A 15,772-nucleotide genomic window follows, 5' to 3' on the forward strand; every position below is an offset into this window, starting at 1 on the left:
AATAAAAAAGGGAGAAGAGAATGAAATCAACGCTAAGGGCCACGTTAGCGGGCCTGCTCAGTCTGGCGATGGTTGCCTGTGGTGGCGGTGGTTCTGTTGAAAGAGAAGGCTCAGATAACGGAACAGGAGGTTCTGGTTCGGGACAAACTGCCACCATTAGCATCAGCTTTGAGGTGCTTGACTCAGCAGGTAATACAGTGGATACCAACGAGCAACAGCTTTCGGCCTCTGATCCCTGGACCATTCAGGCGACCGTTACCGAAGATGGCACGGCCCAGGGAGGTGAGTTAGTCACCTTTACTCTGCCTGTCGCTGGCTATGCCACGTTGTCACCGGATAGCGGCACGGCCACGACCAATAATGATGGGGTGGCGACTATCGACATTATGGCAGGAGAGGTAGCCGGTGGATTCAGTGTGGTCGCAACTGTATCAGGGGATGAAGAGTTTGTGCTTAACCTCACTTCCATGGGCGATGGTTCGGTGGCGGACGAGCAACCGGCATCGCTGGAAGTCTATGCCGAAGATCTGCAACTGGGTTCTTCAGGCTCGGGAGAAGCAGTGATCATCGCTTCCATCAAAGATGAGAACAATCTTGCGATGGAAGGTTTTGCCATTGCGTTTTCATCTGATTCTGGTTTGTTGGTGGTAAATGATGATGTGACCTCAGCCGATGGCACAGCCAGAGCCACGCTGAGAACACCTAATAACCCGGAAAACCGCGATATTAGGGTAACAGCCTCACTGGCAGGCATGTCTTCATCGGTTGTGGTGAGGGTTGTTGGTACGGAAGTCAGTATCAGTGGAACCCGCTCCGTGACAGTCAATGCCTCATCGACACTAACGGTGTCACTGACCGACTCTGAAGGTAATCCGATTGCGGATCGGGCGGTGACCCTGTCGGCTGCAGATAACAGCAGGCTCAGTGCTGTCAATGGCCGACGTGACGACAACAATGCGCTAGTGGTTGATACCAACGTTAACGGTGTGGTTACGGTGAGCTACGAGTCGGCTGCGTCTGGCACCGATACCGTGCTTGCATCTGCACTGAATGCTTCTGGCAGCTTTGATATCGTGATTCAGGAAGATGATTTTAGCTTTACCAGCTTGCCAGATGCAGATGTTCCGCTCAATGAAACGGCAACCTTAACCATTACCTGGTTACAGGATGGCAGCCCTGTAGCCGGTGAACAGGTTTCACTGACAACGTCACGGGGCACAGTGACCTCGGCGAATCCTGTTGTGACCAATGCCTCAGGGCAGGCAACGTTTTCCCTGGAGTCAAATAATGCGGGAATTGCGTCAATAACGGCTACAGGAAATGATGGAAGTGGCAGTGAAGTGACCGTTGCAGCTGAAGTGAATTTCGTTGCGACTGAGGCTGCCACACTAATCGCTGATGCCAGTCCCGACATCCTTAATGCCGATGGGGATACCAGCACCATTACTGCGGTAGTGAGAGATGCAGCGGGTAACCTGGTAAAAGGTGCGGTGGTTAATTTCAATGTCAGTGACACCAGCACTGGCTCAATCTCACCGAACCAGGCCACGACTAACGGTAAGGGGGTTGCTACCACTATCTTTACATCAGGGGCTGTGACCAGCCCACAGGCTGTTGAAATTAGCGCTGTTGTTAATGATGTGCCTGCGGCAAATGATTCCATCTCATTGACGGTCGGCGGACAAGCCTTTGATGTGTCTCTGGGTACGGGAAGTGTAATAGATAAGCCTGATAATGTGACCTATCGCAAAGAGTTTGCTGTTTTTATCAGTGACTCTGTGGGCAGTCCCGTTTCGAATGTGGATTTGACCACACAGTTGGGGCCAGTCAAATTTAATCAGGGTGGCGTATACCGCAAAGGTTATTGGGTTTGGAATGATGCTCTGGAGATCTATCAGCCTTTTGTGACGGCGATATGTGCAAATGAAGATGTTAATGGTAATGGTCGTCTTGACGCGGGAGAGGATAATAATGGTGATGGCGAGTTGACTCCGGGTATCGTCGGTGTACTTAGCTTTACCGAAGACGACAGCACTGATGAAAACGGTCAGGCCAATCTGGATTACCTCTATCCGCGCGAGTATGCCGCTTGGTATGATGCGGAAATCTCAGTATTTGCTCAATCGGCAGGTAGTGAAGCAATGGAGAGCATGGATTATACTCTGGGCGTGTCCTCAGAGGATATAGTTGAGCAAGCGTCGCCACCGCCGGATAGTCCATATGGAATCGGTGAAGACTGCACGAATACCGATTAAGGAAAATAAAAAACCCGCCTACCAGGCGGGTTTTTTTAGCGCATAAACGCACATTCAATCAATGAGATTAACGCTGGAATGGGTATACCGAGCCCAGTTTCAGGATCTGGGTCAATTCGTCCAGCGCCGTGCGTGACTCGATGAGCAACTGAGGATCACGTAAATCGTCGAAACTCAGCTCATCACGGTAGTGTTTATCCACCCAAGTATTCAGACGTTCAAACTGTGTATCGTTAATCAGGGTGTTGGGGTTAACGGCGTCCACTTCCTGATCCGTCAGTGCAACGCGTAAGCGAAGGCAGGCGGGTCCGCCGCCATTGCGCATGCTTTGTTTCACATCAAAGTAGTGCACTTTCTTAATTGGCGTTCCCAGCGTCACCAACTTATCCAGATAGGCTGAAACCGCGGCATTTTCCTGGCACTCAGTGGGCGCAATAATCGCCATTTCGCCATCGGGCAGGGTAATGATCTGGGTATTAAACAGGTAGGTCCTGACTGCATCTTCAACAGATACATCATCGGTGCTGACCTTGATGAAGTGCACTTTCTCTTCACCAAACTTGCGCTGAATTTCGTCCAGTTTCGTCTGCGTGTCGAAAAAAGCCTGTTCGTGATAGAACAAGACATTCTGGTTACCCACAGAAATAACGTCGTTGTGGAATACCCCCTGATCGATCACATCCGGGTTTTGCTGAACGTACACCACATTTTCGTCACTCAGGCCATGCAGGCGAGCGATAGCCTGACACGACTCCAATGTCTGTCTGGCGGGGAAGCGCTTAGGCGCCGGTTTGCTGGTATCAAAGGCATAACGGCCATAACAGAATATTTCCACACCCGGACGGCCATATTCCTGACACAAACGAGTATGGTTTGCTGCACCTTCGTCCCCGAAATGTTCGTTATCGGGCAGATGACGGTGATGCTGGAAATATTTTTCATTGGCAAAGGTGGCTTGCAAAATCCGGCCAGTCACATCGGGTTCTAATGAACGATGGAACTTGTTGGTCAGGTTTGCCGGGGTAAAATGGACACGACCATCAGCGGTGTCGGCACTGGGAGAGACAGTGGCGGCGTTGGCTGTCCACATACTGGATGCAGAACAGCAGGCCAGAAACACTTCTGTGGCTTGCTTCGCCGCTTTTTCCAGCACATCGCCGTCGCTACCGGTAAAACCGAGGCGTCTCAGCGTGGCAATGTCAGGGCGCTCCTGAGGTGCCAATACACCTTGCAGCATGCCCATGTCGGACAGGGCTTTCATCTTCTTCAGCCCTTGCTTAGCGGCTTGTCTGGGACTGCTGTTTGACTTGGCGTTGTTAAGGGACGCCACATTACCAAATGACAAACCTGCATAATTATGTGTAGGGCCGACTAATCCGTCGAAGTTGACTTCAAACTGTTTCATTATTTCCTCGATGGTTACGTGTTGAGAGGATGCTCTGCCTTCTCAAGCTGCTGAATGGCGTTTTTATGGGGCTGGCCTGAAGCAGAGAAATTCATTATACGAGTTTTTAACAACCTGCCAAATTTGCATAATGGTAAATCTGCGCATAATATTGCCGCCCGTTGATAACAAGTGAATACGGGCTGCAAAGTTCAGCATAACTATTTGTAAGAATCTTTATATTCCAATGGGTTAGGTGATTTTTGAACGCATAAATCTGCATTCAAAAAAAATTAAAATATTTTGCTGATACCTGACTAAAACGGCGTTAAATCGACTTTTGGGCAAGAATCGGACGTCGTTATCGAAGATTTCATCGGGTCAGGCCATGTCGTGACATTTCGGTTTTTTTTGTCCATCTTTATGACTGATCTTCAGCTTGTCGCAAAGAGTAATGGCACGTTAGCGACAATGTGATTGCAATCAGTCCTGTGATTTTTATGCACGGATGGCGAAAAACTAATAGGTATGAACACCTTGTTTTCGGCCCTCAGAATAGATATATCTAAAAAGATGCAGTGCCGAGATGGCACCTTTCGGGCTTTCAATAAAAGTCAGCACACAAATAAAAGAGCAAAAGTTATATGGCAAAGTCTCTGGTTATAGTCGAGTCCCCCGCAAAAGCCAAAACCATAAATAAGTATCTGGGCAAAGACTTCGTAGTGAAATCCAGTGTCGGGCATATTCGTGATCTGCCAACGAAGGCCCAGGGTAAAGTACCGGCTAAAAAACCTGCTAAAGAGCTTAAAACGCTCAGTGATGAAAAACGTGAAGCCTATTTACGTGAACACGAATACCGCAAGCTGGTCGATCGTATGGGCATCGATCCGCAAAATGACTGGGAAGCGCATTACGAGGTGCTAACCGGTAAAGAGAAAGTGGTCAACGAGCTGAAAAAGCTGGCGAAGAATGCCGACACCATTTATCTGGCGACGGATTTGGACCGTGAAGGGGAGGCTATCGCCTGGCACCTGCAGGAATTGATCGGTAATAAAGACAAAGTTTTTAAGCGGGTGGTCTTTAACGAAATCACTAAAAAAGCCATTCAAGAAGCCTTTTCCCATCCTGGCGAAGTGAATACCGACAGAGTCAATGCCCAACAGGCCCGACGTTTTCTGGACAGGGTAGTGGGCTTTATGGTGTCACCGCTACTGTGGAAAAAAATTGCACGGGGCCTTTCTGCCGGGCGGGTGCAGTCAGTTGCTGTGCGCCTGGTGGTTGACCGAGAGCGTGAAATCAAAGCCTTTGTGCCGGAAGAGTTCTGGGATGTGCATGCCGATTTAAACCGGGCTGAGCAGAAACTGCGGATGCAGGTGGTTAAGCAGCAGGGTAGTGCTTTCAAACCCAAAAACAAGGCGCAAACCGATGCGGCCGTGGCGTTACTAGAGAAGGCCCGCTATGAGGTCATTAGTCGCGAATCCCGGCCCACTCAGAGTAAGCCCTCTGCGCCGTTCATTACCTCTACCTTGCAGCAGGCGGCCAGTACACGTCTTGGCTTTGGTGTGAAGAAAACCATGATGATGGCACAGCGCCTTTATGAGGCGGGCCATATTACCTATATGAGAACGGACTCGACTAACCTGAGCGGCGAAGCGGTTGATGCCTGTCGTGAATATATTGATTCACAGTTTGGACAAGACTATCTACCCGGTGCACCGATTAAGTATGGTAGCAAGGAGGGCGCTCAGGAGGCCCATGAAGCCATCAGACCGTCGAGTGTGAAGGTTAAGGCTGATTCCCTGGGTGATATGGAACGTGACGCTCAGCGGCTGTATGAGCTTATCTGGCGTCAGTTTGTGGCGTGCCAGATGACACCGGCCAAATATGATGCTACCACCATCAGAGTCAAAGCGGATGAATTTGAACTGACCGCCAAAGGCAGAGTGCTGAAATTTGATGGTTGGACCCGGGTACAGACGCAGGCACGTAAAAAGGATGAAGAGGATCTTATTCTGCCGGATGTGAAAGAGGGTGAAGAACTGAGTCTCAAGGCGCTGGATCCCAAACAACACTTTACTAAACCACCGGCTCGTTACTCTGAAGCTTCGTTGGTTAAAGAGCTGGAAAAACGCGGTATTGGCAGGCCGTCTACCTATGCCAGTATTATCTCCACGATTCAGGACCGCGGCTATGTGCGTCTGGAAAACAAACGTTTCTATGCCGAAAAGATGGGTGAGATTGTCAACGACAGATTACTGGAAAACTTCCAGGATCTGATCAGCTACGATTTTACCGCCAATATGGAGCAGCATCTGGATGAAATTGCCGATGGCAAGCTGTATTGGAAGCAGGTTCTGAATGAATTCTATGGGGATTTTTATAGCAAGCTGCTGAACGCTGAGAAACCTGCCGAAGAGGGCGGAATGCGTGCCAACGAAGCGGTAATGACGGACATTCCCTGCTCTAAATGCGGCCGTCCCATGACCATTCGCACCGCCAGCACCGGCGTGTTCTTAGGCTGTTCCGGTTACAGTCTGCCACCGAAAGAACGGTGTACCAATACCATGAACCTCACGCCAGGTGATGAAGTGGTCAAGGTGGACGATGAGGAAGAAATGGAAACTGAGGCGCTGCGCGCTAAACGCCGCTGTCAGGAGTGCGGCACAGCCATGGACAGCTACCTTATCGACGAGAAGCGCAAATTGCATGTCTGTGGTAATACACCGGTGTGCAAAGGCGTGTATGTGGAGCAGGGCACCTTTAAGATCAAAGGCTACGATGGCCCGATTATCGAATGCGATAAGTGTGGCGCCAATATGGAGCTTAAAAATGGTCGCTTCGGCAAGTATTTCGGTTGCACCAATGAAGAGTGTAAGAATACCCGCAAGCTATTGCGTAACGGCGAAGTGGCACCGCCTAAAGAAGACCCGGTGGATCTTCCTGAGTTGCCTTGCACTAAGTCCGATGCGCACTTTGTGCTCAGAGACGGCGCTTCAGGGATTTTCCTGGCGGCCCATAACTTCCCTAAGTCGCGGGAAACCCGTGCCCCGTTAGTCGAAGAGCTGGCGCGTTTTCGAGACCGTTTGCCGGAGAAGTTCTTGTATCTGGCCGATGCGCCTCAGGAAGATCCTGATGGTAACAAGACACTGGTACGCTATAGCCGTAAAACCAAACAGCAGTACGTTACCTCAGAAAATGAAGACGGTAAGGCAACCGGCTGGAGTGCCTGGTACAAAGGCGGGAAATGGCAGGTTGACGATAAGCGTAAAGGTAAAAAATAACCATTCGCTGCAGATTACGATCAGCGAAACGTAACGTGATGTAAATCGGGTAAAAGGGAAGCGGTCGCTTCCCTTTTTTATCAGATTTATTGGAATACAGCATGCCGTCAAAGGTTAAAAAACAACATTTGCCAACCAAAGTCTGTCCTGTGTGCCAGCGACCCTTTAGCTGGCGCAAGAAATGGGAGCGTGACTGGGACAACGTCGTATACTGTTCTAAGCGCTGTCAGAGGAATCCATCCGCATCACGAATAGATGCATGAGTCTGTGTCACACGATATCCCGTTTTGTAGCCTTGTACAGAACCAACACCTTCTTAGAGTGGATGATTGGCATCCCAGGTATCTTCTGTGACGCCCTGTTCACGTAATACGACTTTGCGTAACTTGTTAGTTGAAGTTCGGGGCAATGCCTCTGCACTTACCTGACGAAAGTAGCGGGGTAACGCATACGCCGGGATGTGTTCTGTGGCGTAAAGCAAAACCTCTTCGAAGTTAAGGCGGATGTCACTGACGATTACGGCCATGACTTCCTGCTCATTATCGATGCTCCCGGCAGTCACTCCAATTACGGCACACTCACTGATATCAGGGTGTGTAAGTAGCGCTGATTCAACCTCGTAGGAAGAAATGTTTTCGCCGCGGCGGCGAAGACAGTCGCTGAGTCGATCAACAAAGTAGAAATAGTCATCTTTGTCCTGAAATCCCGCATCTCCGGTATGAAACCATAAGTTTCTCCAGGCTTGCAGTGTTGCTTCCGGCATACGGTAATAGCCGCTCATAAAACAGCCTGCAATTTTGGGCCTGACCTGAATTTCGCCCACTTCATCAGTATGACAGGGGAGATCGGTGTGTGGGTTTGCAATGCGCACCTCGAAATATCGGTGGTAAGCCTTTCCGCAACTGCCGGGTCGAGGTGCGCTGAGAGGGGTGTAAAGCGGAATGTTGACTTCAGACATACCGTAGAGCTCTACCATCTGGATCCCAAAGCGCTGCTCAAATAAGTCGATGCGTTCTGCCGAAGCCGGTGCTGCCGCAATCACCCTGAGATGATGGGCTCTATCCAAATTAGATGTCGGTTGTGATGTAATGAATTCAGCCATCACTCCTAAAAGATTGGTGTGAGTAATCTGATAATGACAAACATCATGCAGCCATTGACTGGCACTGAACTTCCTGCGAATGACCGCTTCCGCACCGGCAATCAGACAGGCATAGAGCTGCATAAATAGCCCGTTAGCATGGAATAAGGGCAACGTGATGTAATAACGTCCATCACTGGTCAGCTCCAGGTTGTCGATACATCCCTGTCCATAAAGGTAACAGTGAGCATGGGGCATCATAACGGCCTTCGAGGGGCCAGTGGTGCCGGATGTAAAAATCAGCGCCGCCAGATCAGAAAAGCATGCTTGTGGATGCTGCGTTTTTATTGGTGTGTCGTACAAATGAGAAAAGGGCAGCACCTTAATGTTAGGAAGTTGTGTGGTCTCGCTGCTGTCAACAACAAACACCGTGTGTAAGCAGGTAAGCTCATTTGCCATCGACTCCAGCATTGCCAGGTGGGCTTGATGACAGATTACAACCTGAGCTTCACTGAGCGTTAACGAATGGGCCAGGAATGGTCCTTTAAGTGCTGGATTCAAGCCCACAAATACTGCGTCCAGCTGATGGCAGCCCAGCCAGATTCCCACTAGTTCAGGACAGTTTTCCAGTAGTGATGCGACCTTACTCTGAGCTGCAATACCCTGAGCCGCCAGTCCAGAACTTATTTGTATGGAAAGCTGCCGCAACTCACTAAAGGTGTAACTGGGTCCATCAATAAAGCGTATAGCAAGCTGATCCGGTCGTTCTTGAGATTGTCGGTCAAGCACCTGGACGGTGGTCCAATGTTTTGGGTCAGGTGTCATAGTCATGAGTGAATGCCGGTAAACAGACCTGCTCAAAGGCCATGTCAGAAGCCGATGCAACAAGTTAATCAATCAACGGGCTACCCAGCCTCCGTCCAGCACCAGTGTTTGCCCACAAATGTTTTTTGCCGCAGGACTGAGTAAAAACGCTGCACAGCCGGCCAGCTCTTCCACATCAATAAAGGCCTTTTTAGGCATGGGCTCAAGCATGATTTTTCGCTCGACGTCCTCAACACTCATATTGTTTTCTTTAGCCTGCGCCTCGATCTGTTTTTCCACCAAGGGTGTTTTAACGTAAGAGGGGCACAAGGTATTGATGGTAATGTCGTGTTCGCCCACTTCCAGTGAAAGGGTTTTTGCAAAGCCCAACAGGCCATGCTTGGCCGCTACATAAGCTGATTTATAAGGCGACGCCACCAGAGAGTGAATCGAGCCTACATTAATAATACGGCCATAGTTACGGGCTTTCATTTCAGCCAGAAAGGCCTGTGTGAGCAAGGCCGGGCCCGTTAACATCACATTGATTAGCTGCTGCCACTTCGCAGCGGGGAAATCTTCCAGTTTGGCCACATGCTGAATGCCTGCATTGTTGACCAGAATGTCGACGTGTCCGGTTTGTTGCGGTAATTCGGCAATCTGACTTGCATCACTCACATCTAAGGCAATAGCTGAGGCCTGGGTTCCCGCAGCAACAAGTTCATCTGCCGCTTGCTGCGCGGGTTCAAGATTAATGTCGGCAATGATAATGCGATAACCCAGCGTTCCAAGATGTCTGGCGATCCCAAGGCCAATGCCGCTGGCACCTCCGGTAATTAAAACAGTTTTGCTGCTCATATTATTCTCCTGCAAGACGATGGACCATATTGGTCACAGCCATGATCTGCTGCCCTTTCTGGGTGGCATAGTGTTCATCGGTATAACCCCACCAATCCCAGCAAGCCTGTGGATTCAATGGCATGATGTTGGACTTTTGGGTTTGCGGGTACAGCACCACGGTATTGTGCTCATCGGCCCAGTTATTGATGCCGGTGAGGCGGGCATAGTCGTTTCCAACCGCTTCGATATTCTGGTTACAGCCATGAAAGCTCACGTGAACCTGACACGTGGCGCCGTTAATACAGCTGGAAGGCGCATAAACATAGGCCATATCTGCCAGTCCTGATGCGGCGTCCCCGCCCAGTTCCTGCTGGTTAATACTGAACAGTTGCCCCTCGGCAGTGACGCTGACAGGCTCTGCATCGGAAATATGACCCAGCATCTCAGCGGCTGCGTCATAATCGCAGTTACCGATAAAGGGTGCTTCAGACACCTCACAGGCGGTGCCGTTATCAAGGGTAGGAAAGTGATGGGCAAACGGCTTGTCGTTAATGTATTGAACGGATTCTGTCCCGGCCCAGCGCTGATATTGTGAGACCAGTTGCTCAGTGACCGGTACAATTACTTTTTTATCTTCACTGCCATGTAAAATCCAGACTTTATCGCCTTTGAGGTGCTCAAGGTCGCTGATCAGCTTTTGGCTCTCCCAGTCTTTGAGCGTTGTTTCGATTTGGGACAGATCTACGGGTTTGTCCTGTTTGTTGACGCACTCTGAGAGCGCAGTCATGATGCTGTTACGTGCACAATAATAGGGCCCTGCGGCAATGATACCCGCACCGGAAACCCAGTCACTGTGAGCAACATGGAACTGGGTTGCCATATAGCCACCACTGGAGAGGCCAGATACGGTAATTGCATCGATATCCAGTTTTAATTGGGGCAGTTGTGCCATTGCCTGAGCACTGAGACCCAAAGTCGCCGCCATTAATAGGTGTTTCATAATCACTCCGATGCTAAAAAGTCGCTGAGTATGGTGCTTGCCTGTTTGATTTCGCTAACGCCATTAAAATGCCCTAACTGACCGTCTAACTCGTGGTATTGACTGTCTTTGCCCAGGCTTTGTAAACGTTTGTGGATATCGCGAACCAGATAGGGCATCAGGATCAGATCCTGCGCCGCAGGTAAGAACAGGGTTTGGGCCTTAATGTTCTGCAAACCGTCCTGAAGCTGTTTGCCCTGACCGGCCAGATAGAGCTGACTGGCTCGCACCAGGTAAAGCAGGTGATTGGCGTCAGCCGTCTTAGCTCGTTGTGCAGCCCGGCCATTGACCCAGTCTACGATCTGATGAGTATTGCGAATATCCTCAAGTGGCGCCGTTTCAATCGGGTGGTGATCCTTTAGAACCTGATTAAAAAACGCCGGATGCAAGGCATTTTGGGTGACCAGTGCCAGTGCGGCCGTCAGCCCCTGAGTTGGCGGCTCATCAGAATAATAATTGCCATCATTGAAATTGGGATCGAGTTTAATTGGCGTCGCCCAATGCTCAAGCGCTGAGACGGTCCAGGCATCCATATAACCGGCGCCAATTACCGACACCATACGCTCAACCCAGTCTGGGTAGGCACTGGCCCATTCAAGGGCCTGTAGCGACCCCATCGATGGCCCAATCACCGCATGTAGTTTTTTAATGCCAAGGGATTCGAGCAGGGCTTTTTGCACATTCACAAAGTCCCGTATGGTCACGACCGGAAAATCCAGCCCATAGGGTTTGCCCGTATCCGGATTGATGCTGGCGGGGCCGGTGGTGATCACATTGGGATTATGCACGCCCAGATTAGCCAGGGTATCGACACTGATAACAAAGTAGGTGTTGGTGTCGATGGCTTTACCGGGGCCAATAATGGCATCCCAATACCCCGGCTGCTCATCATCGGGGTGATACTTGCCCGCGGCATGTGAATTGGCCGAAAAGTAATGGGTGATCAGCACGACATTACTTTTATCTGCGTTTAGCTCACCGTAACTTTCCCAGCCTACCTGGACCTGCTTAATGGTCTTGCCACCAAAGGTCTCAAAATTGCTAAGTTCGAAGCGCTTTTTCTCAACCAGTAATTCGCTGGCTTGCGCCAAATGACTACTGGTAAAGGAAATGACAACAAATAGTAGCGTAAGCAGCTTTTGCATCTTAGTCTCCTCAGAACCAGTTAAACAAGGCCACAGCCATACCCAGACCGATCAGCGGTACCACTACGGTCAGTGCGCCTACTGCCCAGTAAGCTCGCTGATGGGTCTCACCGCAGATGGCGCGAATAGTCGTGACCACATAACCGTTGTGGGGCAGGGAATCCAGTGCACCGGAGGAAATCGATACAATGCGATGCAGTTGTTCCGGATCCACACCTTGGTCCATATAGTGCGGGCCAATCAGCGGCAGAGCGATAGCCTGTCCACCTGAGGCAGAACCTGTCAGGCCGGCAATGACACTGACCGCCACGGCCGCCCCAATCAGTTCGTTACCGGGTAGATGTGTCATCACATCAACGGCCACCTGGAAAGCTTCGGTAGATTTGGCCACGGTACCAAACCCCACTACTGCAGAAGTGTTACCGATGGCGACCAGAGCCCCGGTTGTACCGGCACTGACGGCGCCACTGAGGTTATGAAAATGCTTGAAGTTAATCGCCATCAGGGTGAGCACGCCACCGCCCAGCGCCACAATCAGCGCCAGTTGTTGCAGGCTTTCGTGAAAACTAAAAGACAAGACTAAAACCACCATAAGAGGAATGATGCCTGTCATCGGGTGCGGGTAGTCACGCTCTGGAATGGCAGGATCGCTGTCTCTGTGTTCAAAGCGCTCGCCGTTATCGACAGCCTTTTTGATCATGCGCTTGAGCCACCAATAACCGAAGCTGGCCATAAATATAGCGACGACCAGGCTCACTTCCCAGGCCGCAAAAGGCGAAGTGCCAAGGTATTTAATCGGGATCCAGTTCTGGATCTCCGGGGAACCGGCTGAGGTCATGGTAAAGGTCACAGAACCAAATGCCAGGGCAGCAGGAATAAAACGACGGGGTAAATCCGCATCTTTAAACAGACTCAGTGCCATCGGATAAACCGAAAAGGCCACCACAAAGACACTGACGCCGCCATAAGTGAGAATGGCGCAGGCCAGCACAACCGCCACAACCGCATGTTTCATGCCGAGTTTGCTGATGATCCAGCGGGCCACCGCATCCGCGGCGCCGGTGTCCTCCATAAACTTGCCGAACAATGAGCCGAGTAAAAACATGAAAAACCAGGCGGCGATAAAGCCTGAGAAGCCGTCCATATAGGCGCCGACAAAATTGGTTTCACCGACAAAAACAGGAATGCCACTGGTGAGGGCAACGATCAGGGCGCATAATGGCGCCGCGATAAACAGGTTCATACCCCTGATGGTCAAGATAATGAGTAACAGCAGTCCGCCAACCAGACCCAATAAACTCAACATAATAAAATGTCCTTAGCATTTACTCCGTTAGCCGGAGTGTGAAATAACAGACAAAAACCCCATTACTGGCCCTTCGTCTTGATGACCTTTTGTTAACAAATGCCAAGTACTCTTATTCATACGAGCCCGTACATTGTGTGTCATACCTGGCTTTTGGCCCATAGTACTATGGTACAGCATACGTTTTTAACGGAATGATCTAGAGTAGCGGTGACCTTGTTAATAAATGCAACAAAAAATAAACAAATAGGCTAACACCCGTTAAATAAGAAGTTAGAAGGAAACATCATGACCATGTTCACCTCACACAAAACCCTGAGCGCACTGGCAGTCTCTGCTGCGCTGACCAGCGCCATGCCTGCAATGGCGCAGGAGCAACAAGAAGAAGAGAAAAAAGGCGGTCTGGAACGCATTGAAGTCACAGCCCGTAAAACGGTAGAGAGCATTCAGGAAGTGCCGATTGCACTGACGTCGGTTGGTGCCATTGAAATAGCGGAAAAGGGAATCAGTACGGTTGTTGAATTGCAGCAAATGTCTCCTAACACCACATTACAGAAAAGCCGTGGTACTAACTCAACATTAACCGCCTTTATTCGTGGTGTGGGCCAGGAAGATCCGCTTTGGGGCTATGAGCCAGGCGTCGGCATTTATGTAGATGATATCTATATGGCCCGTCCACAGGGTGCAGTGTTGGATATCCTTAATGTTGAGCGTATCGAAGTACTGCGCGGCCCTCAGGGCTCACTGTATGGCAAAAATACCATCGGTGGGGCAGTCAAGTATGTGACCAAGAAGATGACGGGCGACACAGAGCTGTCTGTTCGCGGTACGGTTGGAACTTACTCACAAAAAGATCTAAAAATTGCCGGTCAGCTGCCATTAATTGAAGACACTCTGTACCTCGGTGTGTCTTATGCCAACCTGAACCGCGATGGCTTTGGTAAATTCATAACCTCTGCGTTGCCTGGTCAGGACAATGAAAACTACAACAAAGATCTTGAGGCTTATCGTATCACCCTGGAATACGCGCCGACTGATGATTTGTTTATACGTTTGAACTACGATAACACCGTGGATGATTCGAACTCCAAAGGTGGTTATCGACTGCTCCCCAGCTTGCTGACTGATGCGCCGGTTCCGGATAGCAAGTATGACTCTTATACCAGCTTACCGACCAGGAACAAGGTCGAGAATGAAGGGATCAACCTGACGGTTGAGTGGGATATCAATAATGAGTTTGCGTTTAAATCGATTACCTCGAAGCGGGAAGGGTACTCACCAACCAACATCGATTTTGACAATACCTCGCTACCTATCTTTGATGTGCCCGCTATTTACGATGACGAACAGTTTACCCAGGAATTTCAGTTAAATTATGTGACTGATAACCTGAATATGGTAACCGGTTTGTACTACTACACAGCCGATTCCTGTGGTCAGTTTGACGCCATTCTGGGCGTGCTCGGTCAGGCCCTTGGTGCGCCAGGTTTAACCCGTGAAGTGCGCGGTTGCAGTAATGGCGACAGTATCGCGGCTTACGCTCAGGGTAGTTACAATGTTACGGAAAAACTCTCCGTTACCGCGGGCGCTCGCTATACCAAAGACGAGAAAGAAGCGACCGTTTACAACGGCTTGATTTTTTCCAATGTCTATCCTGAAACAGACTGGATCCCTGGTTATGTGCGCGATGAAAATGTCATCAATGCGTCTGTACCGAAAGTGCTGGATGATAAAGAAGACTGGTCACGGTTTACGCCAAGGTTGGGGGTTGAATATCAGGCCACCCCTGATGTGATGGTCTATGCGTCCTATGCCCAGGGCTTTAAGTCAGGTACCTTCAACCCAAGAGCCTCAACACCGGAGCCAGCAGCCAACCCTGAGATTGTTGATTCCATGGAGATGGGCTTTAAAAGTGATCTCGGCGACTATGTGCGTCTGAATATGACGGTATTCACGCTGGATCATAAAGATCGTCAGTATATCTCCGTGATTCCAGACCCAGATGATGCAACCGTACTGAACCAGCGTTTAGGTAACATTGGGCAATCCAGTGCAAAAGGCCTGGAATTGGACCTGACGGTAGCCGCCACGGATAACCTGGAGATGTTCGCAAACCTCGGTTATATCAACGCCAAGTTTGATGAAGTTCGCTCATTCGTGGATGCGGAGAACTTTATTGATATCTCTGATCGATTCAGTATCACTAACACGCCCAAAGTCAACGCGAACGTCGGGTTTACCTATAATATGACGTCAAGTTATGGCGACTTTATTATCAATGGTAACTACTACTACCGCACCAAGTATGATCTGGTGGAGCTGGATAACCTGTTGACTCAGGACGAGTATGGTCTGCTTAACCTGGGTGTGAACTGGTACTCCAATGATGGTCAGTGGACAGTGGGGCTGCATGGTAAAAACCTGACCAATGAGGAATACCTGGTGGGTAACTATGCCTTCATTGCTCGGGATCCTAATAACCCGGGCGAATTCATCCCTGGATTAGGCGGTGATAATACGCTGATTGGTTATTATGGCGATCCACGTACTGTCAGTCTGACAGTGGGTTATCGTTTCTGATAACTGCTTAAGGTGAGAATAAAAAGGGGCGGTTTGTCGCCCCTTGCATTTCCCGCCCGC

Annotated in this window: 10 protein-coding genes; 4 read left to right on the top strand and 6 right to left on the bottom strand. The window is 50.0% G+C overall.

Annotation, left to right across the window (positions count from 1 at the left end; genetic code table 11):
• Positions 1–20 precede the first annotated feature (20 nt).
• A complete protein-coding gene (locus tag CCY32_RS00180; RefSeq protein WP_088328346.1) occupies positions 21–2,255 on the top strand; it encodes an Ig-like domain-containing protein in 2,235 nt (744 codons plus the stop codon).
• A 67-nt stretch (positions 2,256–2,322) separates the two neighbouring features.
• On the opposite strand, the gene astB is transcribed toward CCY32_RS00180, so the two are convergent.
• A complete protein-coding gene (gene astB, locus CCY32_RS00185; protein ID WP_088328347.1) occupies positions 2,323–3,660 on the bottom strand; it encodes an N-succinylarginine dihydrolase in 1,338 nt (445 codons plus the stop codon).
• Between the two features lie 623 nt (positions 3,661–4,283).
• On the opposite strand from astB, the gene topA reads away from it, so the two are divergent.
• Together topA and CCY32_RS00195 are read left to right on the top strand one after the other, a co-directional pair.
• Positions 4,284–6,920 (top strand): type I DNA topoisomerase, encoded by a 2,637-nt coding sequence (gene topA / locus CCY32_RS00190; protein ID WP_088328348.1) that lies wholly within the window; start codon positions 4,284–4,286, stop codon positions 6,918–6,920.
• A gap of 101 nt (positions 6,921–7,021) precedes the next feature.
• Positions 7,022–7,183 carry a DUF2256 domain-containing protein gene (locus CCY32_RS00195; protein ID WP_088328349.1) on the top strand — a complete coding sequence of 54 codons (162 nt, stop codon included), beginning with the start codon at positions 7,022–7,024 and terminating at the stop codon, positions 7,181–7,183.
• A 53-nt stretch (positions 7,184–7,236) separates the two neighbouring features.
• On the opposite strand, the gene CCY32_RS00200 is transcribed toward CCY32_RS00195, so the two are convergent.
• The 5 genes from CCY32_RS00200 to CCY32_RS00220 all read right to left on the bottom strand — a co-directional run bounded on the left by CCY32_RS00200 (position 7,237) and on the right by CCY32_RS00220 (position 13,132).
• Entirely contained in the window at positions 7,237–8,832 is a 1,596-nt protein-coding gene (locus tag CCY32_RS00200) for an AMP-binding protein (protein ID WP_088328350.1), read from the bottom strand.
• Between the two features lie 66 nt (positions 8,833–8,898).
• Entirely contained in the window at positions 8,899–9,660 is a 762-nt protein-coding gene (locus CCY32_RS00205; protein WP_088328351.1) for a 3-hydroxybutyrate dehydrogenase, read from the bottom strand.
• Between the two features lies 1 nt (position 9,661).
• Complete coding sequence (locus CCY32_RS00210; protein WP_088328352.1) at positions 9,662–10,642, bottom strand: PHB depolymerase family esterase; 981 nt, start codon at positions 10,640–10,642, stop codon at positions 9,662–9,664.
• 2 nt (positions 10,643–10,644) lie between these two features.
• A complete protein-coding gene (locus CCY32_RS00215; protein ID WP_088328353.1) occupies positions 10,645–11,826 on the bottom strand; it encodes a homoserine O-acetyltransferase in 1,182 nt (393 codons plus the stop codon).
• 10 nt (positions 11,827–11,836) lie between these two features.
• On the bottom strand, positions 11,837–13,132 hold the full coding sequence (locus CCY32_RS00220; protein WP_088328354.1) for an SLC13 family permease: 1,296 nt from the start codon (positions 13,130–13,132) through the stop codon (positions 11,837–11,839).
• 294 nt (positions 13,133–13,426) lie between these two features.
• Here CCY32_RS00220 and CCY32_RS00225 point away from each other — a divergent pair, with 294 nt between their 5' ends.
• Positions 13,427–15,712 (top strand): TonB-dependent receptor, encoded by a 2,286-nt coding sequence (locus tag CCY32_RS00225; RefSeq protein WP_088329196.1) that lies wholly within the window; start codon positions 13,427–13,429, stop codon positions 15,710–15,712.
• Positions 15,713–15,772 lie beyond the last annotated feature (60 nt).

Origin of the sequence: Lacimicrobium sp. SS2-24, assembly GCF_002201535.1 — a bacterium.
Lineage (GTDB): Bacteria > Pseudomonadota > Gammaproteobacteria > Enterobacterales > Alteromonadaceae > Lacimicrobium.